A 25,054-nucleotide genomic window follows, 5' to 3' on the forward strand; every position below is an offset into this window, starting at 1 on the left:
CTGCCATGAGCGGTAAGGTGATTCAGGAGCCGGGCTATGTGATCCACCGCCGGCCCTGGCGTGAAACCAGCTTGCAGGTAGATGTGTTCACCCTGAACTATGGCCGTGTTGACTTGATTGCTCGCGGCGCCAGCACCAGCAAAAGCCCGCTCAAAGCCCAGTTGCAATCTTTCCAACCGCTATTGCTGGATTGGGTTGGCCGCGGGGGCCTGAAAACCCTGACCCAGGTAGACGTTCGCCATGCGCCGGTTCTGGCGCAATCGCAAGCGCTGTTCAGCGGTTTTTATCTGAATGAATTGCTGCAGCGCATTCTGCCCGCAGCTGACCCCTATCCGTTGTTATTTGCTGCCTATCTTGATGCCATGGCCGAGTTGGCCGCTGCTGCTGAGCTGGAACCCGTGCTGCGGCGTTTCGAGCGCAGTCTGGCGCTGGCCCTGGGGTATGATTTTGCCTGGGACCTGGCTACCGATAGCTGTGCACCGGTGCAATCGGGCTGGTTTTACGGATACCATCCGCAGCAGGGCATTGTTGAGCGCCCGGGTGCTGATGTGCGGGTGAAAAAACTTCGTGGCGATGCGCTGCTTGCGCTAGCCGCCAATGATTACAGTGAAATTGAAGCGCGCCGCAGCGCCAAGCGGGTGATGCGTGCGCTTGTAGACTATTTGTTACAGGGGCGACCGTTGCACAGCCGCCAACTTTTTATCCAGTCAGGGGCAGTAAAATGAACTCCAGAGTATTGCTTGGTGTGAATATTGATCACGTGGCCACTTTGCGTCAGGCCCGCGGCACACGTTATCCCGATCCGGTACAGGCTGCATTGCTGGCGGAAGAAGCCGGCGCCGACGGCATAACCATTCACCCGCGGGAAGATCGCCGTCACATTCAAGACCGTGACGTGCTGCTGTTACGCGATACCTTGCAGACCAAAATGAACCTTGAAATGGCGGTTACCGACGCCATGCTGGATTTTGCTGAACAAATCCGCCCGGCCTGCGTGTGCCTGGTGCCTGAAAAGCGCGAAGAACTGACCACCGAGGGCGGTTTGGACGTTGAGGGCCAGGAAGCCCGCATCGCCAAAGCCTGCGAACGCCTGGCGGCCATAGGTGCGGAAGTATCCCTGTTCATCGACCCGAACAAAATTCAGATTGATGCCGCCGTGCGCTGTGGCGCGCCGGTGATTGAATTGCACACCGGCGAGTACGCCGAGGCCAGTGGCGCGGCTGCGGATGCGGCTTTCAAAGTATTGGTGGAAGCGGTCTCCTACGCTCGCAAGAAGGGTTTGGTGGTTAACGCAGGCCATGGTCTGAATTATCACAACACCGAGCGGGTGGCAGCGATTGCCGGGATTAACGAGTTGAATATCGGCCATGCTATTATCGCCCGGGCGGTCTTCACCGGTCTGAAAGAAGCAGTGCGGGATATGAAAACACTGATTGATAACGCTTGCCGGCGTTAGGAGTGCGTCGGCTTTAAGAGTGCGTAGGGCTGCCGTGTTGTCTGAAGAGTAACTGCCAATGGGTGTTGTCGCCCCAGTTCAATAGCCGCTTCATTGCTTTCAACAGCTGATCGGTCAGGGTATCAATATCGCTGTCAGCCGTTTTTAACGCGGTCTCCAGTTGATTGGCAGCGGCTCGAACTTCCGGTACGCCGCAGTAGCGGGCGCCACCGTGCAGCTTGTGCACGCACTCCAGCAGTTCCAGTCTGTTGCCACCGCGCCAATGATGTTCAATGGTTTCAACGGTGGGTGTTATCTGTTCCAGCAGCATGCTGAACAACTCTTCGGCCAGGTCTGCTTTGCCGGCTGCCAGGCGCAGGCTTTCCTCAATACTGATGCATTCCCTGGTCATTTTTCGACTCGACGGTCGCAGTGCTCTGCGGCTGCCGCGCACTTCGTTAGCTCGACCGCCGTCACCTGCGCCGTCGCAACATACCAATCCTGTGTGCTGCTCTACGGCGTCCAGCAGTTGGCGGCTGCTGACCGGCTTGGTCATATAGCCGTCGAATCCCTGCCGTGCTAACCGGCCTCGTTCGTCACTCATGGCGTGCGCGGTCAGTGCAATAATGGCGGCACGCTGGCAGCCGGCGGTTTCCAGTTGCCTTAGCCTTTGGGTGGTAGCCACGCCGTCCATACCTGGCATCTGCAGGTCCATGAATACCAGATCGAATTGACGGGAGCGGACCTTTGTCAGCGCTTCAAAGCCGCTGGCGGCGCCTACCGTGTTTACGCCCGCATCCTGTAGCAGGGTCAGTACCAGTTTAAGATTGGCTTCGTTGTCGTCTACCGCCAGAACCCAAGGGTTGAGGCTTTCTCTGAAGGGTTCCGGCGGTGGTGTTGCCAGACCGTAACCGCGATCGGCCGTATGGTCGTTAGCGTTGATGCCGTGCACCAGTAACACCAGTTCATTGTAGAGCTCCCCGCGCAGAACGGGTTTGGTCAGGTGGCTGCTAACCTTGGCCACCAGGGGTGTGTCGTGGCTTTCCAGGGTTGGCGTCAGCAACAGGGTGCGACAATCGCGGTCAACCTCAATACTGTGCACCAGACTGCGATATTGGCTGGAATTGAGCAGATGGCGATTAATACCAATCAGCGCGACGGCAAAGCCGGTCTGCTCTCGCTGCGCCTGTTCGATGCGCTCCTGCATGGCGCCCGGAGAGCTAACCCGCTCTACGGCAACGCCCCAGTCCCGCAACAGGTGCTCCATCGCCAGGCCGGTGGTTTTTTGTTGCTCCAGGTAAATCATGCGTTCACCGCGTAGGCCGTTACGGGGGCTGTCGCTATCGTGTTGGCTGGCCCGTGTGCTGGTCAGGGTGAACCAGAATGTAGAGCCCTTCCCCAGCTCGCTTTCCAAGCCGATCTTGCCGCCCATTTCCTCTGCCAGGCGTTTGGATATAGCCAGCCCGAGCCCGGTACCACCATATTGCCGTGCGGTTGATGCGTCGGCCTGGCTAAATGCATCAAACAATGATCGCTGTTGTGCGCGTGACAGTCCCATACCTGTATCCGCTACGCTGACACGCAGGGTAACGGAGCCATTACTGGCGTCCTCTTCTTCCAGGCTGGCACGCAGGACGACTTCGCCGGTGTGGGTAAACTTGATGGCGTTGTTGAGCAAATTGGTAATAATCTGTTTCAGCCTTAATGGGTCGCCCATCAGGTTGTTGGGCACATCGTTGTAAACCAGGGTTACCAGGTCCAGGTTTTTGTCGTGCGCTGCCGGCGCGAGCATCACCATGACTTCTTCCACAATATCCCGCAGCTGGAACGGTACTCGGTCAAACGTTAGCTTGCCGGCTTCGATTTTGGAAAAGTCGAGAATGTCGTTGATGATGGTCAGCAGGATTTCCGATGACTTGCGAATGGTGTTCAGGTGATCTCTTTGCTGGCGGGCCAGAGAGCCTTTTAACAGCAGTTCGGTGAATCCGATAATACCGTTGAGCGGAGTACGGATTTCATGGGACATATTGGCCAGAAATTCCGATTTTATGCGGCTCGCTTCCAGCGCTTCCTTACGCGCAAAATCCAGCTCAATATTCTGGATTTCAATAGTTTCCAGCGTTTCCCGCAGGTCTTCGGTGGCTTGGTCCACGTTTTGCTGCATGTCTGCTTGGGCCTTGCTCAAGGCAGCCGCCATGGCGTTCAGGCCAGACTCAAGCTGTTCAAATTCGGGTCCCGCTTGAGTACAAACCCGGGTTTCCAATTTGCCTTCTTTAAGCTCGGCAACGGCTTTATTAAGTTTATAAACGGGACTGGTGAAAGCCCGGCTCAGGCGCAGCGACACCAGCATGCTGAACACCACACCGGAAAGGACTAACAGCAGGGAAATCAGCAGCGCTTTGTAGGTTTCTTTTTCGGTGCGGATATGGGACATTTCCACTGCTACCCAGCCCAGAGTTTGCTGGACACTGGGCACCTCAGCCTCGCCATTGAGCAGATTCTCGATCATCAGGCCCTGCAGGGTCACCGGCGTAATGAAAAATGTGCTCTGCTGGCGCGGCAGCTGCTGCGCGACCTGATCCTGCAGCCGCTCGGCTATATCGCGTTTGTGGGTGTCTGGGCCGGTGTGCAGAAGACGCTCGCCGCCGCTATCGAAAAAGCTGATGGAGCGCACATCCTGCTCTTGCAGCAAGGCACTGGAAAGGCTGTATAACAAGTGCCGGTTGGCCGTAAACAGGCCGTATTCTGAGCCCGCCGCCAGTTGCCGCGACAAGGCTTCGCCACGGTCCCGCAGCAGGCTTTCAATCTGGTTAACCCAACTTGAACTGAAAAACAGGCCCAGCAGTAAAGTGGTAGCCAGCGTGGGCACCAGTGTGGCCATCAGTACCTTGTTGCGAATGCCCCAGTGACGAATACCCCGGTTGGTAAAACCCCAGCGCCCCATAAACAATTCCTGAAAATGGCATTTTGCCCGCGTACTACGGGCATCAGTCTGTTGGTTCGGTGTTTGCGCCCGACGGGTGTTGTTGCCGGCAGCAGTTAACCTAATTCGTGCTATAGCGCCAGGCTCTTGCGATAGCAATAAGCGGTATTGGGCTGGAGTTGCTATAAAGCGTATGATTTAACCCCAAAAGTATACCACAGGGACTCATTATGTATTTTCCAACCATTGAAGATTATGTTGGTAAAACCCCGCTGGTTCGCCTGCAGCGCCTGCCAGGCGATACCAGTAATGTCATCCTTGCCAAACTGGAAGGTAATAATCCGGCCGGTTCGGTCAAAGATCGGCCCGCGATTAGCATGATCCAACAAGCCGAAATCCGCGGCGACATCAAGCCCGGCGATACCCTGATCGAAGCCACCAGCGGTAATACCGGTATTGCCCTGGCTATGGCGGCGGCGATAAAGGGTTACCGCATGGTGTTGATTATGCCCTCCAATATGAGCGAAGAGAGGCGCGCGTCCATGCGCGCTTATGGCGCCGAAATTATTGCGGTGAGCAAGGAAGACGGTATGGAAGGCGCCCGCGATCTGGCCGAACGCATGCAGGCCGAAGGCAAAGGCAAGGTTCTGGACCAGTTCGCCAATGCTGACAACCCACTGGCGCACTACCGCACCACCGGCCCTGAAATCTGGCAGCAGACCAATGGCCGGGTAACCCATTTCGTGGCCTCTATGGGCACCACGGGCACGGTTATGGGCGTGTCCCGCTATTTGAAAGAGCGCAACCCCGACGTCCGCATTGTTGGCCTGCAACCGAGCGAGGGCGCGGCCATACCGGGCATTCGGCGCTGGCCAGAAGCCTATATGCCTAAAATTTTTGATGCCAAGGCGGTTGATCAGGTAATGGATATTGGTCAGGTCGAGGCCGAAACCACGATGCGCGCGCTGGCCGAAAAAGAAGGTATTTTTTGCGGTGTATCGTCTGGCGGTTCCATCGCCGCGGCGCTGCGACTTTCCCAAACGCTTGAAAACGCCGTTATCGTGGGCATTATCTGTGACCGTGGTGACCGCTACCTGTCTACCGGCGTATTTCCTGGCGCCTGAGTCTGATTAAAAAAGAGAAGAATTGATGAGTAGAAGACGCAGAAAAGTGTTGCCCCAGGAACCTGTCCGCTGCGAGGTCGAAAAGCTCGGCCATGATGGCCGTGGTATTGCCCGTAGCGAGGGTAAAGTGCAATTTGTCAGCGGCGCGCTGCCAGGCGAAACAGTGATGGCCAAGATGGTTGGCAGCCGCAGCAAATTTGACGAATTGCGTACCCTTGAGGTACTCAGTGCGGCTCCCGACCGCCAGACTCCGCCCTGCGACTTTGCCGCCGTGTGCGGTGGCTGCAGCCTGCAGCACATGAGTGTAGAGGCGCAGATTGCGTTCAAGGAAAACACTCTGAAAGAGCACTTTACCCATTTTGGTGGTATCGAGCCCGAACAGTGGGTTAAACCGCTGCGTGCTGACACCTTGGGTTACCGCCGCAAAGCGCGGCTGGGTGTGCGTTTTGTAACAGCACGTGAATCAGTGCTGGTTGGCTTCCGCGAAAAGAGCAGTAATTTTTTGACGGATATTGACCGCTGCCTGGTGCTGGACCCACGTATTGGCGAACGCATTATGCCGCTGCGCGAATTGCTGCACGGTATGGATGCTTTTGACCGCATTCCCCAGGTAGAGGTTGCCTGCGGTGATGATGTAGCAGTGATGGTGTTCCGTAATATGGAAGACTTGAGCGCCGGCGACCGCAGCAAGCTGATTGTGTTTGGTCAAAACCACGATCTGCACATCTATTTGCAACCTAAAGGCCCGGACACGGTTCACCGTATCTGGCCGAAATCTGCAGGTCACCAGGATGAACGTTTGAGTTACAGCTTGCCGGAATTTGATTTGACCCTGGCGTTTCACCCAACCGACTTCACCCAGGTGAATGCCAGCATTAACCAGGTAATGGTTAAGCGCGCCATCGACTGGCTGGACGTGCAGCCCGGCGAGCGAGTCTTGGATCTTTTTTGCGGCTTGGGCAATTTTACCCTGCCGCTGGCCCGCCGTGGTGGCCAGGTGGTCGGTGTTGAAGGCGACGACGCCATGGTTGAGCGCGGCCGCGAGAACGCCGCGCTAAACGGCCTGGATAATGTCACCTTTTTTGGCGCCGACTTGCACGGCGATTTTACCGGCCAGAGCTGGGCCAAAGAGGGTTTCGACAAAATCCTGATTGACCCGCCGCGCTCTGGCGCCGAAGACATTTGCCAGTACTTAACCGCCTTTAACGCCAGCCGCATTGTGTATGTGTCTTGCAACCCGGCCACTTTGGCGCGGGATGCGGGTGTTATGGTGCGTAATGGCTACCGCCTGGTGCAAGCGGGTGTCATGGATATGTTCCCGCATACTACTCACGTGGAATCCATCGCGCTTTTTGAGCGTGATTCTGGTTAAACGCGATTCTGGCTAATCTGGAAAAGAGTCGACATGGTAAAAGTTCGCGAAGATTACGCCGTGACCGGCAGCGGTGAAGTAGACATTGCCCAATGCGTGCGCCAGCTGGCCGAGCAGACCCGACTTGAGGATAACAGCCTGCTGCGCCAGGCTTGCGAAAGAGCCGCGGCCATTGACCTTCAGGCCTATCGGGAAGACCGACAATGGACCCCCGGCGCCAGCAGTTTCCGCACCGGCATTGAAATGGCTCGAGTGCTGGCAGAGCTGCACCTGGACCAGGCCAGCCTGACGGCTGCTGTACTGTATCGCGCTGTACGCGAAGAACGGGTAACGCTGGAAGCCGTGCGTAAAGAGTTTGGCGACGAAGTGGCTGGCCTGATCAGCGGCGTACTGCAGATGGCGGCGATTTCGTCTATCCATCACCCCCTGAAGGGCAATGTTCTGGGCCAGAGCGAAGGTCAGCTCGACAACGTGCGTAAAATGCTTGTGACTATGGTTGACGACGTGCGGGTTGCGCTGATCAAACTCGCTGAGCGCACCTGCGCCATTCGCGGAGTGAAAGACGCATTGCCGGAAAAACGCATGCGGGTTGCGCGGGAAGTATCTGATATCTATGCCCCGTTGGCGCACCGGCTGGGCATTGGCTATATCAAATGGGAGCTGGAAGACCTGTCTTTCCGCTACCTGCACGAAACCGCTTACAAGAAAATTGCCAAACTGTTGGATGAAAAGCGCCTGAATCGGGAAAGCTACATCAAACGGGTGGTGGCTGCGCTGGAGTCGGAGCTGGGCAGCACCGGCATCAAAGGCGATGTCTCGGGCCGCGTCAAACACATCTACAGTATCTGGCGCAAAATGCGCAGAAAAGGCATAGATTTCAGCCAGGTGTATGACGTGCGCGCTGTGCGTATTCTGGTGCCGGAGGTACGCGACTGTTACGCCGTGTTGGGCATAGTCCACGGCCTTTGGCGCCATATTCCTAACGAATTTGACGACTACATCGCTAACGTCAAAGAAAATGGTTACCAGTCTCTGCACACCGCGGTCATCGGCCCGGAAGGCAAGGTGATGGAAGTGCAGATTCGCACCCATGACATGCACGAAGAAGCCGAACTGGGTGTCTGCGCTCATTGGCTTTATAAAGGTACCGACACCAAAAACAAATCTACCGGTTACGATGCCAAAATAAACTGGCTGCGCCAGGTGCTGGAGTGGCAAGAAGAGCTGGGCGATCTGTCCGGCTTGACGGAGCACCTGAAATCCGAGGTGACATCGGATCGGGTTTACGTGTTTACGCCTGAGGGCCACGTGGTTGATCTGCCCCAGGGTTCCACCGCCGTAGACTTCGCCTACCGGGTACATACAGAAGTCGGTCACGCTTGCCGAGGCGCGCGCATCAACGGGCGTATCGTGCCCTTGATCTACCCGCTGAAAACCGGCGATCAGGTGTTCATACTGACGTCTAAAAGTGCGACACCCAGCCGCGATTGGCTCAACCCCAACCTGGGCTACATTCGGAGTTCGCGCTCCCGTGCCAAGGTCATTAGCTGGTTTAAACAGCAGGACCGCGGGCGTAATATCAGCGACGGCCGTACCATTCTGGACGACGAATTCAAGCGTTTGTCATTGCATGACTGCAATCTGGAACTGCTCGCCAAAAAGGTGAATTACCACAGCGCTGAAGACATGTGTGCGGCCATTGGCGCGGGCGACCTGCGCCCGGCCCAAGTGGCCAATTTGGCCCAGCAAATGCTGGAGCCAAAACATGAACAGCCCGAACTGAAGCTGCGCAAGCAAAGCAAAGTTTACGATACCGAATCTGACATTCGCATTGTGGGTGTGGGCCAGCTGAAAACCCAGGTGGCTAAATGCTGCAAGCCCCTACCGGGTGATGATATTGGCGGCTACATTACGGTTGGCCGCGGTGTAACCGTTCACCAGCAGGACTGCAACACCTACATGGGACTGGTGGAAACAGAGCCACACCGCATTATCGAGGTCAGCTGGGGCGTGCGCCAGGCCTCGGTATACCCGGTGGATATCAGCGTTGACGCCTACGACCGTTCGGGCCTTTTGCGCGATATCACCCAGGTGCTGTCGGCATCGCGCTGCGATGTGCTGGCGTTAAACACCCAGAGCAATCGTGACGACAACACGGCCAACCTGACGGTCACTGTAGAAATCTCCGATCTGGAACAACTGGCCAAACTGCTGTCCCAGATCCGCAACCTGCCCAACGTCATTGAGGCTAAGAGAAAACGCTGATGAGCTATTCGCTGGACGACTTGAAAATCCTGATGGCACGCCTGCGCGATCCAGACACCGGTTGCCCCTGGGATGCCCGCCAGACGTTTGCGTCCATCGTGCCCCACACCCTGGAGGAAGCCTACGAAGTGGCTGACGCCATCGAACGCGAGGATTATCCCCACCTGGAAGACGAGTTGGGTGACCTACTGTTTCAGGTCATTTTTTACAGCCAGATCGGGCAGGAATCGCAGCATTTCGATTTTGATTCGGTGGTGGACAATCTGGTGCGTAAACTGATCCGCCGCCACCCCCATGTGTTCCCCGAAGGCACGCTGGCGAGCCGGATAGACCCACACAATCGCCCAGGCGAAGACTGGATCAAACAGAGCTGGGAACGCATCAAGGCGGAAGAACGGTCGCTAAAGCCTGCGCCTGACAGCGCCGAAACCGCGGGCCGTCTGGACGCTATTGCCCGTACTCTGCCAGCCATGGCGCGGGCTGAAAAGCTGCAAAATCGGGCTGCCCGCCACGGCTTTGACTGGCCCGACATTGCCCCAGTGTTCGACAAACTGCACGAAGAGATTGATGAGCTGAAAGAAGCCTGGCAGGCTGCCTATGACGGCAGCGGCGAACGCGATGCGCTGGAAGATGAGCTGGGTGACGTGATGTTCGTGTGCGTGAATCTGGCGCGCTTTATGAAGGTGAATCCGGAGCAGGCTTTGAAACGCACCAATCATAAATTTGAAGCGCGTTTTCGCGCCATCGAGGCCGAGCTTGTGGCTCAGGGTCGTGATATGGACAGCGAAACCCTAGAGGCGCTGGACGCCATCTGGCAGTCAGTGAAAGGTGTGGAGCGTCAGCGCTGAGACGGTCAAGCCGCGTAGACTTCGGCAGTGGTTCCTTAGTATCTTAACGAGGAACCAGTCTGATGCTGCCCTAAACAGGACAAAAGGATGCCAATGTGACTGAATTACATCCGGATTTGCGGGAAAACGTGAGGATGCTGGGAGAGCTGTTAGGGCAGAGTATACGCCAGCATCCCGGGCAGCAGTGCTTTGACACAATTGAACAAGTGCGAGCTGCCGCCAAAGCAGACCGGCTTCAGGAAAGTGGCTCGGGTCAACGCCTGGTGAATTTGTTGGGCCAGCTGGGCGACGATGAAATCCTGCCGGTGACCCGCGCCTTTAACCAATTTCTGAACCTGGCCAACCTGGCCGAGCAATATCATGGCATCCGTCGCAATCGCGGTCACAGCGCTGATCTGATGGTGGAATCATTCTCCGAGGTGTTCCAGCGTCTGCTAGCTGGCGGCATAAGAGCTGACGAACTGCACCGTCAGGTGGTCAATTTGCGGGTCGAGTTTGTGCTGACAGCTCACCCAACAGAAGTGACCCGCCGCACACTGATTATGAAGTACGACGACATGTCTGACTGCCTGGAGCAGCTGGACCACCAGGATCTGATGCCCAGCGAGCGCGACGGAATCGTGCGCCGTTTGACCCGGCTGATTGCCGAGGCCTGGCACACCGATGAAATTCGTTACGATCGCCCCACCGCGGTAGACGAAGCCAAATGGGGCTTTGCGGTGATCGAAAATAGCCTGTGGTCAGCGTTACCGAGATTCCTCGAAAGCCTGGATACCGCTCTGTTGGAAGCCACCGGCAAAGGCCTTCCGCTGCAAGCCACTCCAGTGCGGGTAGCGTCCTGGATGGGCGGTGACCGTGACGGCAACCCTAACGTCACCCACCGGGTTACGCGCAAGGTGTTTTTGCTGGGCCGCTGGATGGCTGCGGATCTGTACATGAAAGACATCACAGCGCTGCGCGCCGAACTGTCTATGTGGCAGGCCAGCGATGAGCTGCGATCAAAGGTAGGCGATACCCGTGAACCTTATCGCCAGATTCTGGGCGAGCTACGCGACCAGCTCAGCCGCACCCGTGACTGGGCCGAAGCCAGTATTAGCGGCGCTGCCGCCGACAGCAACGGCATATTGTTCGCCAACAGTGAGTTCACCGAACCCCTGGAACTGTGCTACCGCTCACTGGTTGAGTGTGGTCTTGAGTACATCGCCAATGGACCTCTGCTGGACACTATTCGCCGTGCCCATACCTTTGGCTTGCCATTGAGCCGTCTCGATATTCGCCAGGAAGCGGCCCGTCACGCTGAGGCTGTGGCCGAAATTGTGGGTTATTTGGGGCTTGGGGATTATCAGGCCTGGTCAGAAGTAGAACGGCAGGCGTTTCTGGTGCGCGAGCTTAAAGGCCGTCGCCCGCTGATTCCGCGTAACTGGCAGCCCAGTGAAGCAGTGGAGGAAGTGCTGGCCACCTGCAAGGTGGTGGCCGAGCAAACGCCGCAGGCGTTGGGCTCTTATGTGATTTCCATGGCCAGTAAGCCGTCCGATGTGCTGAGCGTTATTCTGCTGCTGCGCGAGGCGGGCATGCAGTATCCGATGGCGGTTGTACCGCTATTTGAAACATTGAATGACCTGAGCGGTGCGCCGCAAAGCATGACCGAGCTTTATCAGATTGACTGGTATCGCGAATACTGCGACGGCAAGCAGGAAGTCATGATCGGCTATTCCGATTCGTCGAAAGATGCCGGCCAGATGATGGCTGCATGGGCCCAGTACCAAGCCCAGGAAGCGCTGACAAAAGTGGCCGCAGAATACGATATGCGCTTGACCTTGTTCCATGGCCGTGGCGGCACGGTTGGTCGTGGAGGCGGCCCGGCTAACCGGGCTATCCTGTCGCAGCCGCCGGGATCGGTCAACGGCAGCTTCCGCATTACCGAGCAGGGCGAGATGATTCGCTTCAAATTCGGTATGCCGGATCTTGCCGTGCAAAGTCTGACGCTTTACACCACCGCAGTCATCGAGGCCACACTGGCGCCGCCGCCCCAGCCCGAAGACAGTTGGCGAGAAACCATGAACTGGTTGACTGAACGCTCGTTAAAGGCTTATCGCGACGTGGTACGGGACGACCCGCAATTTGTGCTTTATTTCCGCCAAGTTACCCCGGAGCAGGCGCTGGGCAAGCTGGCCTTGGGCAGTCGCCCGGCGCGGCGCAAAGCCGGTGGTGGCGTTGAAAGCCTAAGAGCCATACCCTGGATATTTGCCTGGACTCAAATGCGCCTGATGCTGCCGGCTTGGCTGGGCAGCGACGTAGCTCTGGAAGCAGCCGCCGAAGATCAGCGTATAGACCAGTTGCGGGAAATGATGGCGGGTTGGCCGTTTTTCCGCACTTACATCGATATGCTGGAGATGGTTTTGGCAAAGGCCGACCTGCGCATCGCCAGCTATTACGAGCAGACCTTGGTGGACGACCCGGCGTTGCGGGCCCTGGGTGAAAATCTGCGCCAGCGCTTGAGCCGCTGCATTCATCGGGTGCTGGAATTGAAACAGCAGGATCACCTGCTGGCAGACGAGCCAGTATTTGCTCATTCCATGAATGTGCGCAATCCGTACACCGATCCATTGCATTATCTGCAGGCAGAACTGCTGCGGCGCGAGCGCCAAAGTGAAGGCAAGGGCGGCCATAATGGCGACCGTAACGGGAAGGTGCCGGAACTGGTTGAGAGGGCTCTAAAGGTCACCATGGCAGGGATCTCAGCGGGTATGCGCAACACCGGTTAAGGTGTCGAAAATACCTCCGCCGTTTTTGTAACGCACATCGCTGGAGTTGAATTTTGCAATCTGCAACGCGAATTGAGCTGTTTCTGGCCCGCAAGGCAATTGCGTTTCAGACGCTTGACTTGTTGCCGGCGACCACGTTGGAGACGGCCGTCAGCGCCGCCGGTCAGTCGCTGTCGACGGTCATTACTGGCACGGTGCTGATTGACAGCAAGGGTGCACTAATGGTCACCCACCGCCTGCACGGCGAGGTAAATCTAGCCGCGGTATACCGGCTGACGGGGCGTCAGATGCAGGTGCTGACCGAACGCCAGGTTGCCCGTCTGTTTGACGACTGCGATTCGGGTTTTCTGCCGCCGCTGGGTGCTGCTTACGATTTGCCTATGCTGGCAGACAGCCAGGTGGACGACTTGCCCCAGGCGATCTTCACCAGTGGCTCCAATTGCCGGCTTTTGGTGCTGGAGGGGCGTGGCCTGCGCCTGGCTTTGGCTGGCGCCCGCAAAGGGCCGCTGGCGACAGAGCTGGCGCCTGATGTCAGCACAAGCCAGCTAACGCTGGATGAGATTGCTGCCAGGCTGCAAAAGCTGTATCGACTGCCGCCGATGCCGGCTCTGGCTTTCCGGATTCTGGAACTGACGGCCAAGCCAGAGGCGACTGCAAAACAGTTGGCCGAGGTGATTGAGCTAGATCCAAGCATGACTGCGCAGCTGCTGCGTTACGCCCGCTCGGCGCTGTTCGGCTATCGCGGCCAGATCAATTCGGTGCAAGACGCGGTTGCACGCGTGTTGGGATTTGAGCGGGTCGCTCATGTGGCTATGGGTATTGCCGCAGTAAAATCCTTTGATGTGCCCCGTGAGGGGCCGTTAGGGGTCGATCAATTCTGGCGCCATTCGTTGTATTGTGCTTTTCTGAGCGCAGGCTTGGCCCGCCGCTGCGGTGCCGAATCCGGTATGGCCTATATGTGTGGGCTTTTGCATAATTTCGGGCTGCTTCTTATTGGGCATCTGTTTCCGGCAGAGTACGCTCGCCTCAGCGAGTTGCGTGACGCCGAACCAGAAGCCAGTATGCAGCAGTTGGAGCAGGAGATATTCGGCGGCGCTGACCAATCCATGATGGCTGTGGGCCACGGCACCATCGGTGGTGTTCTGCATCGGCTGTGGAACTTGCCCGGGCCGGTCATAAAGGCGGCAGCCATGCACCAGTGCGGCGAATACAGCGGCGAGCATCAGCTTTATGTGAATGCAGTGATGCTGGCAAACGCCCTTCTTAAAGACATCGGTATTGGTGATGAATTTGTCCCCGACGATACTGACGCTCTGGCCGCTAGGCTGGGCTTGAAACAGAGCGATCTGGAACAGGCCCGTGGGGAAATTGCCTATGTGGCCGATGATCTCGACGCTATGGCGGCGGCGCTAAGTTAACAGCGCGAACCACGGTTGACTGCTCCTGACTAATCTTTATTATTCTTTATCGCTCTTCTTATCATCTATTAATGCTTTTTTCATCACTACAGGGCCAAGGCAGACTTCATTTCGGTATTCCACGGTATACAAACGGGCATGATACTGAGGTCGGCTTTCGCTTGCCGGCTCGACTTCGTATAATGCGCCACCCTAAACCTTTAACTCGGGTAAAAAAAGTCGAGAGGCTGTGGCAAAGGCACCTGTTTTTGCCATAGCTTTTTCAATTTAGTCATCATTTCAGGAGCATAAATTATGCGCATCATCATGTTGGGCGCCCCGGGCGCCGGGAAGGGTACACAGGCTCAGTTCATGACAGAGCGGTTCGATATTCCTCAGATCTCCACCGGCGACATGTTGCGCGCCGCGGTCAAGGCCGAGTCGGATCTGGGAAGTAAGGTCAAGGAAGTGATGGCCTCGGGTGGTTTGGTGTCAGACGACATTATCATCGCTTTGATTGACGAGCGCATCCAGAAAGCGGATTGCAAAAACGGCTTTCTGCTCGACGGCTTTCCGCGCACCATTCCTCAGGCTGAAGAGCTGAAAAACCAGGGCATCGCTATCGATTACGTGGTTGAGATCACCGTCGCCGATGAAGAAATTGTCAGCCGCCTGTCAGGCCGGCGCGTGCACGAAAGCAGTGGCCGCATCTACCACGTCAAATACGATCCACCAAAAGTGGAAGACAAAGACAACGAAACTGGCGAAGCGTTGATTCAGCGTGAAGACGATAGTGAAGAAACCGTGCGTAAACGCCTGGGTATTTATCACCAGCAAACCGCTCCACTTATAGGTTACTACAAGGATTGGGTTGCCAAAGATGCGGACAGCGCGCCACGTTATGTTCAAGTTGAAGGCATTGGCAGTCTGGACGATATTCGCGCCCAGATCAGCGCCAAGCTGAGGTAAACCAATGAAATTACTGGCACTGGACACTTCGTCCGCAGGCTGCTCGGCGGCGCTCTGGCTGGGCAGTGCAGAGGCGGGTTTAGCCCACGAGCGTTTTGAAATTGCCCCACGGGGCCATACTCGCTTGCTGATGCCTATGGTTCGCAGCCTGTTGCAGGAACACGGGCTGGAGCCTGCTGACCTTGATGTAGTCGCTTTCGCCTGCGGGCCGGGTTCGTTTGCCGGGTTGCGTATTGCCACCGGCGTAGTGCAAGGCCTGGCATGGGGCCTGAATATACCGGTAATATCGGTTTCATCATTGGCGGCTGTGGCTTTGGATGCTCTTACCCAGGCAGGTGCCGCTCACGGCCAGCGCGTGGCGGTGGCCTTTGACGCACGTATGGGCGAAGTGTACTGGGGCTGTTATCAGCTGCTTGATGGCGCACCGGTACTGCTCGGAAAAGAGCGGGTTTGCGCACCAGCCGCGCTGGCAATGCCAGCAGCAGAAAGCTCTGCCGGCGACGTTGGAGGTGCCCATGCCAGAGCCGACAACGCCGATTGGCTTGGCGCAGGTTCCGGTTGGGCGTTGAGCGAACAGATGCCCGTGGCTGTGACCTCTGCGTTGGCGGCCTTGCCCAGCATTGATTTGGTGCCAAGAGCTGCGTGCGTTGCCCGCCTGGCTGCCAAACAGTTTGCCGCGGGTGCCGGTGTTTCGGCAGAGCAGGCCCAGCCTGTGTACCTGCGCGACGAAGTAACCTGGCAAAAACTGCCCGGCCGCGAATAATGCAGGATTCTCTGGCCGTAGCCTGTTCTGCGCTAGGCGACAAGCACCGTGCACAGGAGTTGGCCACAGAGCTAGGTGTGTCTATGGTGGCCGCCACAGATCCGCGCCGCGTGACAAGTGTCCCTTTGCTGTTGACCCTGGATGAGCAAGGGCTGGCCTTGCAGTTAACGGGGAAGGGCGCGCCAGGCCCTGTTCGGGCCGAATTCGTTAGCGGTAAAATGGGCTTTCGTCGCGAACACGGCGGTGGCACCGGGCAACTGGTGGCGCGGGCGGTGGGTCTGCATAAAACCCGCACCCCTTTGCACGTGCTGGATGCCACTGCAGGCCTGGGCCAGGACGCGTTTATTCTGGCGGGCCTGGGCTGCCGGTTGACTCTGTTTGAACGCCACCCCGTTATTCACGCCTTGCTGCAAGACGGCTTGGCCCGCGCGGCACTCAACGTTGAGTGCGCGCCGGTAATTGCGCGCATGGACCTGCGTGCCGGCAGCAGTCTGGATTTTCTAAGCCAGGCCGAATCCGGCGAGCCGGAACATGCGTTGGCGGATGTCATTTATCTGGACCCAATGTTTCCCCACCAGGACAAAACCGCTCTGGTGAAAAAGGAAATGCAGGTGTTCCGCCACCTCGTCGGGCAAGATGAAGATACGCCACAGTTGCTTCAGCTGGCGCTAAACGCCGCGCGCTACCGTGTGGTGGTCAAGCGCCCGCGCAAAGCTCCGGCTATAGATGGCGTCACACCCACCACCCGGGTAGAAGGCAAGAGCAGTCGTTACGATATTTACAGTCTACGAGCTTTACCCTGAATATCTGCCTTCAAATCCCCATGCGGGTTACGTTTTCAATGGCCTGCTGTTTTTCTACGCTGAGCACCAATCGCGCATCTTTGGCGACTTTGTCCAGACTGTCGTCGTAATAAATCACCCCGTGTTCGTCAGTGTTAACCACGTCGTTGCTCTGCAATGCGGTAATAAAGTGGCGAAACAGGTTTTTGTCAAAAAACTCTGGCGCATTCAGACCAAACAGAATGGACATGCGCTCGGCTAGAAGAGTGCTTTGCTCCTCCAGTGCCTCTGTGGTGATTTTACCTGAGCCGTAGCGGCGTAATATGCCCACCACAATGTGATAGCGCTCCAGCGTCTGGATGATAAACCGCGACAGTAAGCGGAGTCGCACCATGGCATCAGTGCCGTCAACCGGTCGTGCAATCCGTCCATCTTCTTGCTTTAGCAACAGCCCCTGGGCGATCAGGACGTCCAGCCAGCGGTTAATGATATGGGTGACCTGCTCATCGCCTTGGTACTTCAGGAACAGCTCGCTCTGCAAATAGGGATAGGCAATGCTGGCCAGAAACACGATGTTTTTCCGCACCAGTGAGTGGCGATTTTCGAACAGGCAGGCAATCAGTGAGGGCAGGGCAAACAGGTGCTGAATGTTGTTGCGATAATAGGTCATCAGGATTGCGTTACTGCCTTGCAGAACGATAATGTCCCCCAGCTTTTGCGGCTGACGGCCCACCAGCCCCATGGCTTCGGAATACGCCAGCCAGTCGCTGCCGCTGCCGTCGGGCAGGGTTACCGTGTCGGCGTAGGGGCAGGCTCGCAGAAGGTCTGCGCACTGGTCCATCAACCGAACCAGCTGGGTTTCACCCATGGCCGGGCGCTCGTTGCCCAGCAGCACGGTCGCGGTCATGCCAATGGGATTGACCGCGACCGCCGCATTGATGTTCTGCGCGACTCGCGCAGACAGCGCGCTGACGGCCTGGTTCAGCCAGGGTGGCCGGTAATCGGTGCCATAGGATAGTTCGCGCCAGTCGCTCTGAGTGTGGTCCAGCACCTCGGTCAAGGGGATGGCGTCGCCGAAATTAAGGGCAACCCGGCCGAAGGAATTATTGAGTTTGCGTACGGTTTTGGCGAGGCCAAATACGCTTTCTTTCTGTTTTTTCTTGCCCCGTAGCTCGCCCAAATAGGAACGGCCTTCCATCACTTTTTCATAGCCCACGTAAACCGGCACAAACACAATAGGCTTCTGGTGATTGCGCAAAAAGCTGCGCACCGTCATCGCCAGCATGCCGAGCCGTGGCTGCAGCATGCGGCCGGTGCGACTGCGCCCGCCCTCAACGAAGTATTCCACGGAGTAGCCGCGGGTTAGCATAACGTGCATGTATTCGTTGAACACAGTGGCGTACAGCGGGTTGTCGCGAAAGCTGCGGCGCATAAAAAAGGCGCCGCCGCGGCGCAGTATGGAGCCTACTAGCGGCATGTTCAGGTTGATACCCGCCGCTATGTGCGGTGGTACCAGGCCGTTCTGGTAAAGCACATATGACAGCAGCAGGTAGTCAATGTGGGAGCGGTGGCAGGGTACGTAGATAACCGCGTTGTCGCGGGCAACGTCTCTGACTACTTGAATATTATTCACCGAAACGCCGTTATAAATGCGATTCCACAGCCAGGTTAGTAATACGTCCATAACGCGGACGGTCGCTACCGACATGTTGGCGGCGATTTCGTCGGCGTATTTGTAGGCTTTAAGCTGTGCTTTGTCTTCGGCCATGTTTTGCTGCGCGGCGATGTCACGGACGGCCTGCTTTACGGCCTGTGTGCGCAACAGATCTTCGACCAGTGTGCGGCGGTGCGACAGGTCTGGTCCTAATACGGCCTGGCGAACCCGGCGAAAGTGAGTGCGCAGCAGCCGCGCTAGCTTGCGGCTGGCCAGTTCTTCGCTGTCGCGATATTCCTCCAACAGCGGCTGTAGGCGCAGCGCTTTGTCGAACTGTACGTAAGTGTTGCGGCCGTTCACCAGAATGATTAAAAATTTTTGCAAGCGGCCCACCACCGACCAGGTGTCTGATAGCAAAAGTTTGAATAGTGACTTTTCTTTGTCCGGCGAGCGCCCCCAGAACAGCGATACCGGAACAATATGCCAATCTTGATCGGGGTTTTTGATAGCGTGCCGAACCACCGCCTTGAAGTTATCAGTGCCTACCAGCGTTTGGCGCCCGCCCCGAAGAAGCCTGCCCACGCGGTGGTACAGAAAAACAAACCAGGGCACGGCAGCAGACTTCGGCGTTTTCTTGCGGGTATTGTGGGGCAAACCTGCGCGCAGAACTTCTTGCTCTAACACCAGGCAACTGGACAGCGAGCTGTATTGCAATACGTAACACACTGGCTGCTTTGGGTTCAGGCCCAGGGCTTCGGGCGTGGCACCGGCAACCTGGGTGCGCACCCAAAGAAACAGGATTTTTCGAAAAATGGCGAGAATCAGGCGGCGAATGCCCTGGAAAAATGCCATGGGGGGTGTTGCTCCGTAGAAATTCAGCTGTCGAGTTTACCGGCTCGGCGCGCGGCGGCAAAGCGGCCCGTCATTCTGTGCTGACGGTGCGGACGCTGTCTGTGCTTTGGCCGCAGGCGCTATGATACATTAAAGCCAACAATTTCAGGGCCGGCGCAAACAGCATGCACCGGTGTTATATCAGGATCGGGTTGTCATCATGTCTAAGAGAAACGTTCCACCCTATCAAAGCGGTCGCGAGCTTGAAGCAAATTGGGTTGCCGGTTGGGCGCCACAACCGTTGCAAACTGGTGACTGGGTGTTGCGAGTAAGCGGCGATATGGTGCTGAAACCCGCCAACGGTTGGTTGCAGACGGTGGCCGCCGATGAGGTGGCTTCGCTGTCCGCCAGTGCGGTTTCGTTGGGCCAGTTCCAGGATCGGCCGCTGTTTGTGGTCAATCAGACAGACGGCGCCCTGGCAGGCCTGGAGCCATTGTTGCTGCGCGACGTGATTTTGCACACCGATGACGCCCCGGTAGCGCTGGTCAGCATCGCGGTGCAGCTAGCGCATTGGTGGCGCGACCAACGGTTCTGCGGACGCTGTGGCACGGCCACCGTCATTCACGCCCGCGAGCGCGCATGCTGGTGCCAAACTTGTGAAATACCCTGGTATCCGCGGGTTGCTCCCTGCGTGATTGTGGTTATTCGCCGCGGCGAGCGCATGCTGCTGGCGCGTTCGTCCCGCACGCGCAGGCCCATGTACAGCCTGATTGCGGGCTTCGTTGAGCCCGGCGAAAGCCTGGAGCAAGCGGTGGCCCGCGAGGTTAAGGAAGAGACCGGTTTGCAGGTGTCCAATATACGCTATCGGTTGTCACAGTCCTGGCCGTTTCCCCATCAGCTGATGGCCGGGTTTTTTGCTGACTATGAAAGTGGCGAGCTGGTTTTGCAGCAGGATGAGTTGGCAGACGCAGGCTGGTTTGTGCCAGATCACACGCCGCCAATACCGCCATTAACCACTATTTCCGGGCAGTTGATTCATGATATGGCTGAGGAAATTCTGGCGGACATTGCGGGCGGGGCGAATCGGTGAACGAAGCGTCGCTCCCCAGTGTGCTGGTGTTTGATTCGGGTGTAGGCGGGCTCAGCGTGGCTGCCAGCATTCGACGCCGGTGCCCGCATTTGCCTCTGGTGTATCTGGCGGACAACGCAGGGTTTCCCTATGGCGACAAACCCGAAGAGGAGGTTACCAGGCGCACCTGCAACCTGGTAACCAGCGCTCTGTCGCAGTTTGATTGCCAGATTGTGGTTTTAGCCTGCAACACTGCCAGTACAGTGGCGTTGCCCGCGTTGCGTCAATGTGTATCGGAGGCGGTTGTGGGTGTTGTGCCAGCCATCAAACCGGCGGCGGCGATCAGTGTTAATCGCCGCATCGGGATACTGGCTACGCCGGCCACGGTGGCAAGGTCGTATCTGGATCAGCTGATTGCGGATTACGCAGCTGACTGCCAGGTGAGTCGTATTGGGCACCCAAGTCTGGTGCATTGGGCGGAGGGGCTGGCGCGGGGCGAGCCCGTGCCGCAGTCTCGGCTGGCTGAGATTCTGGTTCCGTTTGAGCTCGCAGGGGTAGACACGGTGGTACTGGGTTGCACGCATTATCCACTGCTGCTACCTGCCTTGAAGCAGGCAGCACCCGGTGTGCGGTTTTGGGTCGACAGTGGTGATGCCATCGCGCGCAGGGTAGAGCAGTTGCTCGCCTTCTTAAAGTCGGCGCAACCGCAAGCGCTCACATCGCGGCTGCAGCCGGGCATGCCGCCAAAGCCTTTGCAGCAGGCGTTGTTCAGCGCGTCTGCGCCGCCCGGAATAGAATGTTTCATGACCGGCCTGGGCCTTGCTCCCGGTGCTATAGTGGGTTTTTGGGGCCATATTTAAAGCCGACGTAAGCTCGCAATTTGTCGTCTTGTTAGCGTCATTTTTCGCAACTTTGCCACACGTTCACGTTAATTAGTACGTTCGTCTAATTCAACAAAAGGCCATCGGCGTGGTGAACTGTAGTGAAATATGGGCATCCCGATGGCGGGCCGTTAGGCCCGTTCGCTCTGAATTTAAAAACCATAATGACAATAGACCAGGAAAAAGGGGAGCAGCATGACTGATAAGCAGGTGTATCCGGTAACCCCGGAAGTGGCAAAACACGCGCTGATTAATAAAGACCAGTACCAGGCGATGTACAAGCAGTCCATCGAAAACCCAGATCAGTTCTGGGCCGAGCATGGCAAGCGCGTAGACTGGATCAAGCCGTTTACCAAGGTCAAAAACACCACTTATGATTACGATGCGTTGTCCATCAAATGGTTTGAAGATGGCGAGCTGAACGCTTCTGTCAACTGCCTGGACCGCCATCTGGAAAGCCGTGGTGACCAGACCGCCATCATTTTTGAAGGCGATGACCCGTCGGACTCCCGCAACGTCAGCTACCGCGAACTGCACGAGCAAGTGTGCAAATTTGCCAACGTGCTGAGAAGCCAGGGGGTTAAAAAAGGCGATGTTGTCACCATTTACATGCCGATGATCGTCGAAACCGCCGTGGTTATGTTGGCGTGTACCCGTATTGGCGCTATCCATTCGGTGGTCTTTGGCGGCTTTTCACCAGAAGCACTTGGCTCCCGAGTGGTTAACGGCAAATCCAACATCGTGATTACCGCCGATGAAGGCCTTCGCGCCGGCCGCAAAATTCCGCTTAAAAAGAACGTCGACGCGGCGCTTAAAAACGACGATCACCACACGGTAAAAACCGTTATTGTGGTCACTCGTACCGGCGGCGATATTGCTTGGACAGAAAGCCGCGACCAGCGCTACGAAGACCTGATGGCCAATGCTTCGGCAGACTGCGAGCCCGAGCCCATGAACGCCGAAGACCCGCTGTTCATGCTGTACACCTCCGGTTCTACCGGCGAGCCCAAGGGTGTGTTGCACACCACCGGTGGCTACTTGGTGTACGCCTCCATGACCCACCAATACATTTTTGATTATCACGATGGTGATGTGTACTGGTGCACCGCCGACTTCGGTTGGGTTACCGGGCACAGTTATATTCTGTATGGCCCCTTGGTCAACGGCGCCACTACGCTGCTGTTTGAAGGTGTGCCCAACTACCCGGACAGCTCGCGCATGGGCCAGGTGGTCGACAAGCACCAGGTGAACATCCTGTACACCGCGCCCACAGCCATTCGAGCACTGATGGCCCAAGGCGAAAGTTGCATGGATGGCACCAACCGCAGCAGCCTGAGAATTTTGGGTTCGGTAGGTGAACCCATCAACCCTGAAGCCTGGAAGTGGTACCACCGGGTCATGGGCAATGGCGAATGCCCGATTGTTGATACCTGGTGGCAAACCGAAACCGGCGGTATCCTGATCTCCCCTCTGCCGGGCGCTACCGATTTGAAACCGGGCTCTGCGACCGTGCCATTCTTCGGTGTTCAGCCGGCCCTGGTAGACGCCGAAGGCACGTTGCTGGAAGGCGAAGCCGAAGGCAATCTGGTGATTATGGACAGCTGGCCCGGGCAGATGCGAACCATTTATGGCGACCATGAACGTTTCATTCAGACCTACTTCAGCGCTTACAAAGGCATGTACTTTACCGGTGACGGTGCCCGCCGTGACGCCGATGGTGACTACTGGATTACCGGCAGGGTTGACGACGTGCTGAACGTATCTGGCCACCGCCTTGGGACCGCTGAGGTGGAAAGTGCCATGGTGTCCCATCCGAAAGTAGCGGAAGCGGCGGTGGTAGGTTATCCCCATGACATCAAAGGGCAAGGCATCTACGTGTATGTTACGTTGATGCAGGGCGAAGAGCCGACCGACGAGTTGAAAAAAGAGCTGGTACAATGGGTGCGCAAAGAAATTGGCCCTATTGCCTCCCCGGACGTTATTCAGTGGGCAACGGGCTTGCCAAAAACCCGTTCAGGCAAGATTATGCGCCGCATTTTGCGTAAAATTGCTGCCAACGAGTACGATCAGTTGGGAGACACGTCTACACTGGCCGACCCGGGCGTCGTCGATGATCTGATCAGCAGCCGTCAGTCAAAGTAGCCGTTAGTCAAAGTAATCGCTCGGCAAGCGCCGGCACCGTCAAGGATACAGTGGAATGGCACAAACAATTATTGTCGCGGACGATCACCCACTGTTTCGGGCAGCATTGAAGCAGGCGGTGAACCAGGCAGTACCCGACGCTCTTACCGTAGAGGTTGACAGCATCAAGGCGCTGCAAGCGGCGATAGAGGCTCACCCGGATGCCGATTTGGTGTTACTGGATCTGAACATGCCGGGTGCTCACGGCTTCTCTGGGCTGGTTTTCATGCGCGGGCAGTATCCTGGCTTGCCGGTGGTGGTGGTGTCGGGTTCGGAGCAGTTGCAGGTAGTGCGTCGTTCAATCGACTATGGAGCGTCTGGCTTCATTCCGAAATCGGCGCCGCTGCCCACCATCACCAAGGCCATTCAGGACGTACTGCAGGGTGATGTATGGTTGCCTGAGGGCGCCGCGGATAAAATTGAACGCATGCATTCAGATGCCACCGATTTTTCCGAGAAACTGGCGTCACTCACACCACAGCAGTTTCGTGTTTTGGGTATGTTGGCCGAAGGCCTGTTGAATAAGCAGATCGCTTACGATCTGGATGTGTCTGAAGCCACGATCAAAGCCCACATTACGGCGGTTTTCCGCAAACTGGGTGTGCGTAATCGCACCCAGGCTGTGATTGCCATTCAGCAGATGGAGATTGACCCGTCGGAGCAGTCGCTCTCGGGCAGCTAACCTAAAATGGGTAACAAAAGGCCGACGTGCTGCCATAGCCGTCGGCTTTTTTGTTTCTTTTTGTTTTTGTTCGGCGCCGTATTTTCAACCTTTGGCAGCGTAGCCCAATCCTTTGTCAACGCGATTGAACACCTCTTTATTCTGGTGCCAGCGATCAAAGTTCTGCAGGAACTGATCCACCAGAGCTCGCCGCCAGCCAATAAAATCGCCGGCCATATGGGCCGTCATGATCACATTTTCCCGATCCCATAGCGGATGGTCGGCCGGCAGGGGTTCTTCTTCAAACACGTCCAACGCGGCACCGGCAATCTGGCCCTGTTCGAGAGCGGCGATCAGGTCATCGGTTTTAACAATCGGGCCGCGACCAATGTTGATCAGGCGTGCTTCCTTGCGCATCGCGGCAAAGGCGACGCTGTCAAAAAGGCCCTCGGTCTGTGGTGTCAGCGGTGCCGCAATGACCACGTAGTCAGCTTTGCCAAGTTGCTCATGGAGCTGATCGTTGGCGTGTACCGCAACGAAGTCTGCATCTTGCGGGCGGGCGCTGCGGGCGATGCCATGGGGGTTCATGCCAATGGCCTTCGTTAGGCGGGCAATTTGTCGACCGATGGAGCCGGCACCCACCACCAGCACGTGTTTGCCTTCTGCTCTTTCCGTGTCGCGGTGCTGCCAGCGATGCGCTGACTGAAATCGCAATGATGCCGGAAAATCCTTGGCAAACATGAGGATGGTACACAATACATACTCGGCAATCGTGCGATCGAAAATACCGCGGGCGTTGGTGACCATCACCTTGCTGCTCACCAGCGCCGGGAACATCAGCGCATCCACGCCGGCGCTGGTGGCGTGAATCCAACGCAGCTCATCGGCGCAGTGCCAGGCGGCTTCCAGCGCTTCTGTACGAAAATCAGTGACCAACAGCACCGAGGTCCCGGGCAGGGTATTTTTCAGGGTTTTCTCGTCCCAGGCGTGACGTATTTCTACTCGCGACCGCAAAGCATGTAATCCCTCGGGTTGCGGATCACCGGGCGCAGTCAGAATGGTAATCACCGGTTTTTTCTGTGTGGCCATGAGTGTTTTTTCCCTTGAGCCCTGGGGCTTGAATGGATTAGCGAG

Annotated in this window: 18 protein-coding genes; 15 read left to right on the forward strand and 3 right to left on the reverse strand. The window is 57.0% G+C overall.

From position 1 onward, the window contains the following. Window positions 1–5 precede the first annotated feature (5 nt). Window positions 6–725 carry a DNA repair protein RecO gene (gene recO / locus MELB17_RS13655; RefSeq protein ID WP_007350857.1) on the forward strand — a complete coding sequence of 240 codons (720 nt, stop codon included), beginning with the start codon at window positions 6–8 and terminating at the stop codon, window positions 723–725. Beyond that, the gene (gene pdxJ, locus MELB17_RS13660) at window positions 722–1,456 is read left to right on the forward strand and encodes a pyridoxine 5'-phosphate synthase (protein WP_007350858.1); all 735 of its coding nucleotides are present in this window, start codon (window positions 722–724) and stop codon (window positions 1,454–1,456) included. The genes recO and pdxJ overlap by 4 nt, the downstream gene beginning before the upstream one ends. A 13-nt stretch (window positions 1,457–1,469) precedes the next feature. Here the strand turns inward: pdxJ and MELB17_RS13665 are convergent, their stop codons facing one another. Next, window positions 1,470–4,379 carry an ATP-binding protein gene (locus tag MELB17_RS13665; protein WP_007350859.1) on the reverse strand — a complete coding sequence of 970 codons (2,910 nt, stop codon included), beginning with the start codon at window positions 4,377–4,379 and terminating at the stop codon, window positions 1,470–1,472. 209 nt (window positions 4,380–4,588) lie between these two features. Here MELB17_RS13665 and cysM point away from each other — a divergent pair, with 209 nt between their 5' ends. The 9 genes from cysM (at window position 4,589) to MELB17_RS13710 (ending at window position 16,664) form a co-directional block, all read left to right on the forward strand. Then, window positions 4,589–5,482 carry a cysteine synthase CysM gene (gene cysM / locus MELB17_RS13670; protein WP_007350860.1) on the forward strand — a complete coding sequence of 298 codons (894 nt, stop codon included), beginning with the start codon at window positions 4,589–4,591 and terminating at the stop codon, window positions 5,480–5,482. Window positions 5,483–5,507: 25 nt separating this feature from the next. Then, window positions 5,508–6,854 (forward strand): 23S rRNA (uracil(1939)-C(5))-methyltransferase RlmD, encoded by a 1,347-nt coding sequence (rlmD, locus tag MELB17_RS13675; protein WP_050774933.1) that lies wholly within the window; start codon window positions 5,508–5,510, stop codon window positions 6,852–6,854. A gap of 33 nt (window positions 6,855–6,887) precedes the next feature. Next, a complete protein-coding gene (gene relA, locus MELB17_RS13680) occupies window positions 6,888–9,119 on the forward strand; it encodes a GTP diphosphokinase (RefSeq protein ID WP_007350862.1) in 2,232 nt (743 codons plus the stop codon). Then, window positions 9,119–9,967 carry a nucleoside triphosphate pyrophosphohydrolase gene (mazG, locus tag MELB17_RS13685; protein WP_007350863.1) on the forward strand — a complete coding sequence of 283 codons (849 nt, stop codon included), beginning with the start codon at window positions 9,119–9,121 and terminating at the stop codon, window positions 9,965–9,967. Before relA ends, mazG begins: the two co-directional genes overlap by 1 nt. Before the next feature lie 95 nt (window positions 9,968–10,062). Beyond that, window positions 10,063–12,732 (forward strand): phosphoenolpyruvate carboxylase, encoded by a 2,670-nt coding sequence (gene ppc / locus MELB17_RS13690; protein WP_083796395.1) that lies wholly within the window; start codon window positions 10,063–10,065, stop codon window positions 12,730–12,732. Window positions 12,733–12,785: 53 nt separating this feature from the next. Then, window positions 12,786–14,150 (forward strand): HDOD domain-containing protein, encoded by a 1,365-nt coding sequence (locus MELB17_RS13695; protein ID WP_007350865.1) that lies wholly within the window; start codon window positions 12,786–12,788, stop codon window positions 14,148–14,150. A 294-nt stretch (window positions 14,151–14,444) separates the two neighbouring features. After that, window positions 14,445–15,098: an adenylate kinase gene (gene adk, locus MELB17_RS13700; RefSeq protein ID WP_007350866.1), complete on the forward strand. Its 654-nt coding sequence runs from the start codon at window positions 14,445–14,447 to the stop codon at window positions 15,096–15,098. A gap of 4 nt (window positions 15,099–15,102) precedes the next feature. Further along, a complete protein-coding gene (gene tsaB / locus MELB17_RS13705; RefSeq protein ID WP_007350867.1) occupies window positions 15,103–15,861 on the forward strand; it encodes a tRNA (adenosine(37)-N6)-threonylcarbamoyltransferase complex dimerization subunit type 1 TsaB in 759 nt (252 codons plus the stop codon). Further along, complete coding sequence (locus tag MELB17_RS13710; protein ID WP_007350868.1) at window positions 15,861–16,664, forward strand: class I SAM-dependent methyltransferase; 804 nt, start codon at window positions 15,861–15,863, stop codon at window positions 16,662–16,664. Before tsaB ends, MELB17_RS13710 begins: the two co-directional genes overlap by 1 nt. A 10-nt stretch (window positions 16,665–16,674) precedes the next feature. Here the strand turns inward: MELB17_RS13710 and plsB are convergent, their stop codons facing one another. Then, entirely contained in the window at window positions 16,675–19,149 is a 2,475-nt protein-coding gene (plsB, locus tag MELB17_RS13715; RefSeq protein ID WP_007350869.1) for a glycerol-3-phosphate 1-O-acyltransferase PlsB, read from the reverse strand. 199 nt (window positions 19,150–19,348) lie between these two features. Between plsB and nudC the strand changes: the two genes are divergently transcribed. From nudC to MELB17_RS13735, 4 genes are all read left to right on the forward strand, one after another. Beyond that, complete coding sequence (nudC, locus tag MELB17_RS13720; protein WP_007350870.1) at window positions 19,349–20,218, forward strand: NAD(+) diphosphatase; 870 nt, start codon at window positions 19,349–19,351, stop codon at window positions 20,216–20,218. Then, the gene (gene murI, locus MELB17_RS13725; RefSeq protein WP_007350871.1) at window positions 20,215–21,057 is read left to right on the forward strand and encodes a glutamate racemase; all 843 of its coding nucleotides are present in this window, start codon (window positions 20,215–20,217) and stop codon (window positions 21,055–21,057) included. The genes nudC and murI overlap by 4 nt, the downstream gene beginning before the upstream one ends. Window positions 21,058–21,273: 216 nt before the next feature. After that, window positions 21,274–23,220 (forward strand): acetate--CoA ligase, encoded by a 1,947-nt coding sequence (gene acs, locus MELB17_RS13730; protein ID WP_007350872.1) that lies wholly within the window; start codon window positions 21,274–21,276, stop codon window positions 23,218–23,220. 55 nt (window positions 23,221–23,275) lie between these two features. Beyond that, window positions 23,276–23,941, forward strand: a complete 666-nt coding sequence (locus tag MELB17_RS13735) for a LuxR C-terminal-related transcriptional regulator (RefSeq protein WP_007350873.1) — start codon at window positions 23,276–23,278, stop codon at window positions 23,939–23,941. Between the two features lie 84 nt (window positions 23,942–24,025). On the opposite strand, the gene MELB17_RS13740 is transcribed toward MELB17_RS13735, so the two are convergent. Further along, window positions 24,026–25,009: a D-2-hydroxyacid dehydrogenase gene (locus tag MELB17_RS13740; protein ID WP_007350874.1), complete on the reverse strand. Its 984-nt coding sequence runs from the start codon at window positions 25,007–25,009 to the stop codon at window positions 24,026–24,028. Window positions 25,010–25,054 lie beyond the last annotated feature (45 nt).

This window comes from Marinobacter sp. ELB17, assembly GCF_000169375.1.
Lineage (GTDB): Bacteria > Pseudomonadota > Gammaproteobacteria > Pseudomonadales > Oleiphilaceae > Marinobacter.

What these genes read in the sequence shown, in the direction of transcription:
- recO (WP_007350857.1), top strand. Translation starts at nt 6, where the DNA reads ATGAGCGGTAAGGTGATTCAGGAGCCGGGCTATGTGATCCACCGCCGG.
- pdxJ (WP_007350858.1), top strand. Translation starts at nt 722, where the DNA reads ATGAACTCCAGAGTATTGCTTGGTGTGAATATTGATCACGTGGCCACT.
- MELB17_RS13665 (WP_007350859.1), bottom strand. Translation starts at nt 4,379, where the DNA reads ATGGGGCGCTGGGGTTTTACCAACCGGGGTATTCGTCACTGGGGCATT.
- cysM (WP_007350860.1), top strand. Translation starts at nt 4,589, where the DNA reads ATGTATTTTCCAACCATTGAAGATTATGTTGGTAAAACCCCGCTGGTT.
- rlmD (WP_050774933.1), top strand. Translation starts at nt 5,508, where the DNA reads ATGAGTAGAAGACGCAGAAAAGTGTTGCCCCAGGAACCTGTCCGCTGC.
- relA (WP_007350862.1), top strand. Translation starts at nt 6,888, where the DNA reads ATGGTAAAAGTTCGCGAAGATTACGCCGTGACCGGCAGCGGTGAAGTA.
- mazG (WP_007350863.1), top strand. Translation starts at nt 9,119, where the DNA reads ATGAGCTATTCGCTGGACGACTTGAAAATCCTGATGGCACGCCTGCGC.
- adk (WP_007350866.1), top strand. Translation starts at nt 14,445, where the DNA reads ATGCGCATCATCATGTTGGGCGCCCCGGGCGCCGGGAAGGGTACACAG.
- tsaB (WP_007350867.1), top strand. Translation starts at nt 15,103, where the DNA reads ATGAAATTACTGGCACTGGACACTTCGTCCGCAGGCTGCTCGGCGGCG.
- MELB17_RS13710 (WP_007350868.1), top strand. Translation starts at nt 15,861, where the DNA reads ATGCAGGATTCTCTGGCCGTAGCCTGTTCTGCGCTAGGCGACAAGCAC.
- plsB (WP_007350869.1), bottom strand. Translation starts at nt 19,149, where the DNA reads ATGGCATTTTTCCAGGGCATTCGCCGCCTGATTCTCGCCATTTTTCGA.
- nudC (WP_007350870.1), top strand. Translation starts at nt 19,349, where the DNA reads ATGTCTAAGAGAAACGTTCCACCCTATCAAAGCGGTCGCGAGCTTGAA.
- acs (WP_007350872.1), top strand. Translation starts at nt 21,274, where the DNA reads ATGACTGATAAGCAGGTGTATCCGGTAACCCCGGAAGTGGCAAAACAC.
- MELB17_RS13735 (WP_007350873.1), top strand. Translation starts at nt 23,276, where the DNA reads ATGGCACAAACAATTATTGTCGCGGACGATCACCCACTGTTTCGGGCA.
- MELB17_RS13740 (WP_007350874.1), bottom strand. Translation starts at nt 25,009, where the DNA reads ATGGCCACACAGAAAAAACCGGTGATTACCATTCTGACTGCGCCCGGT.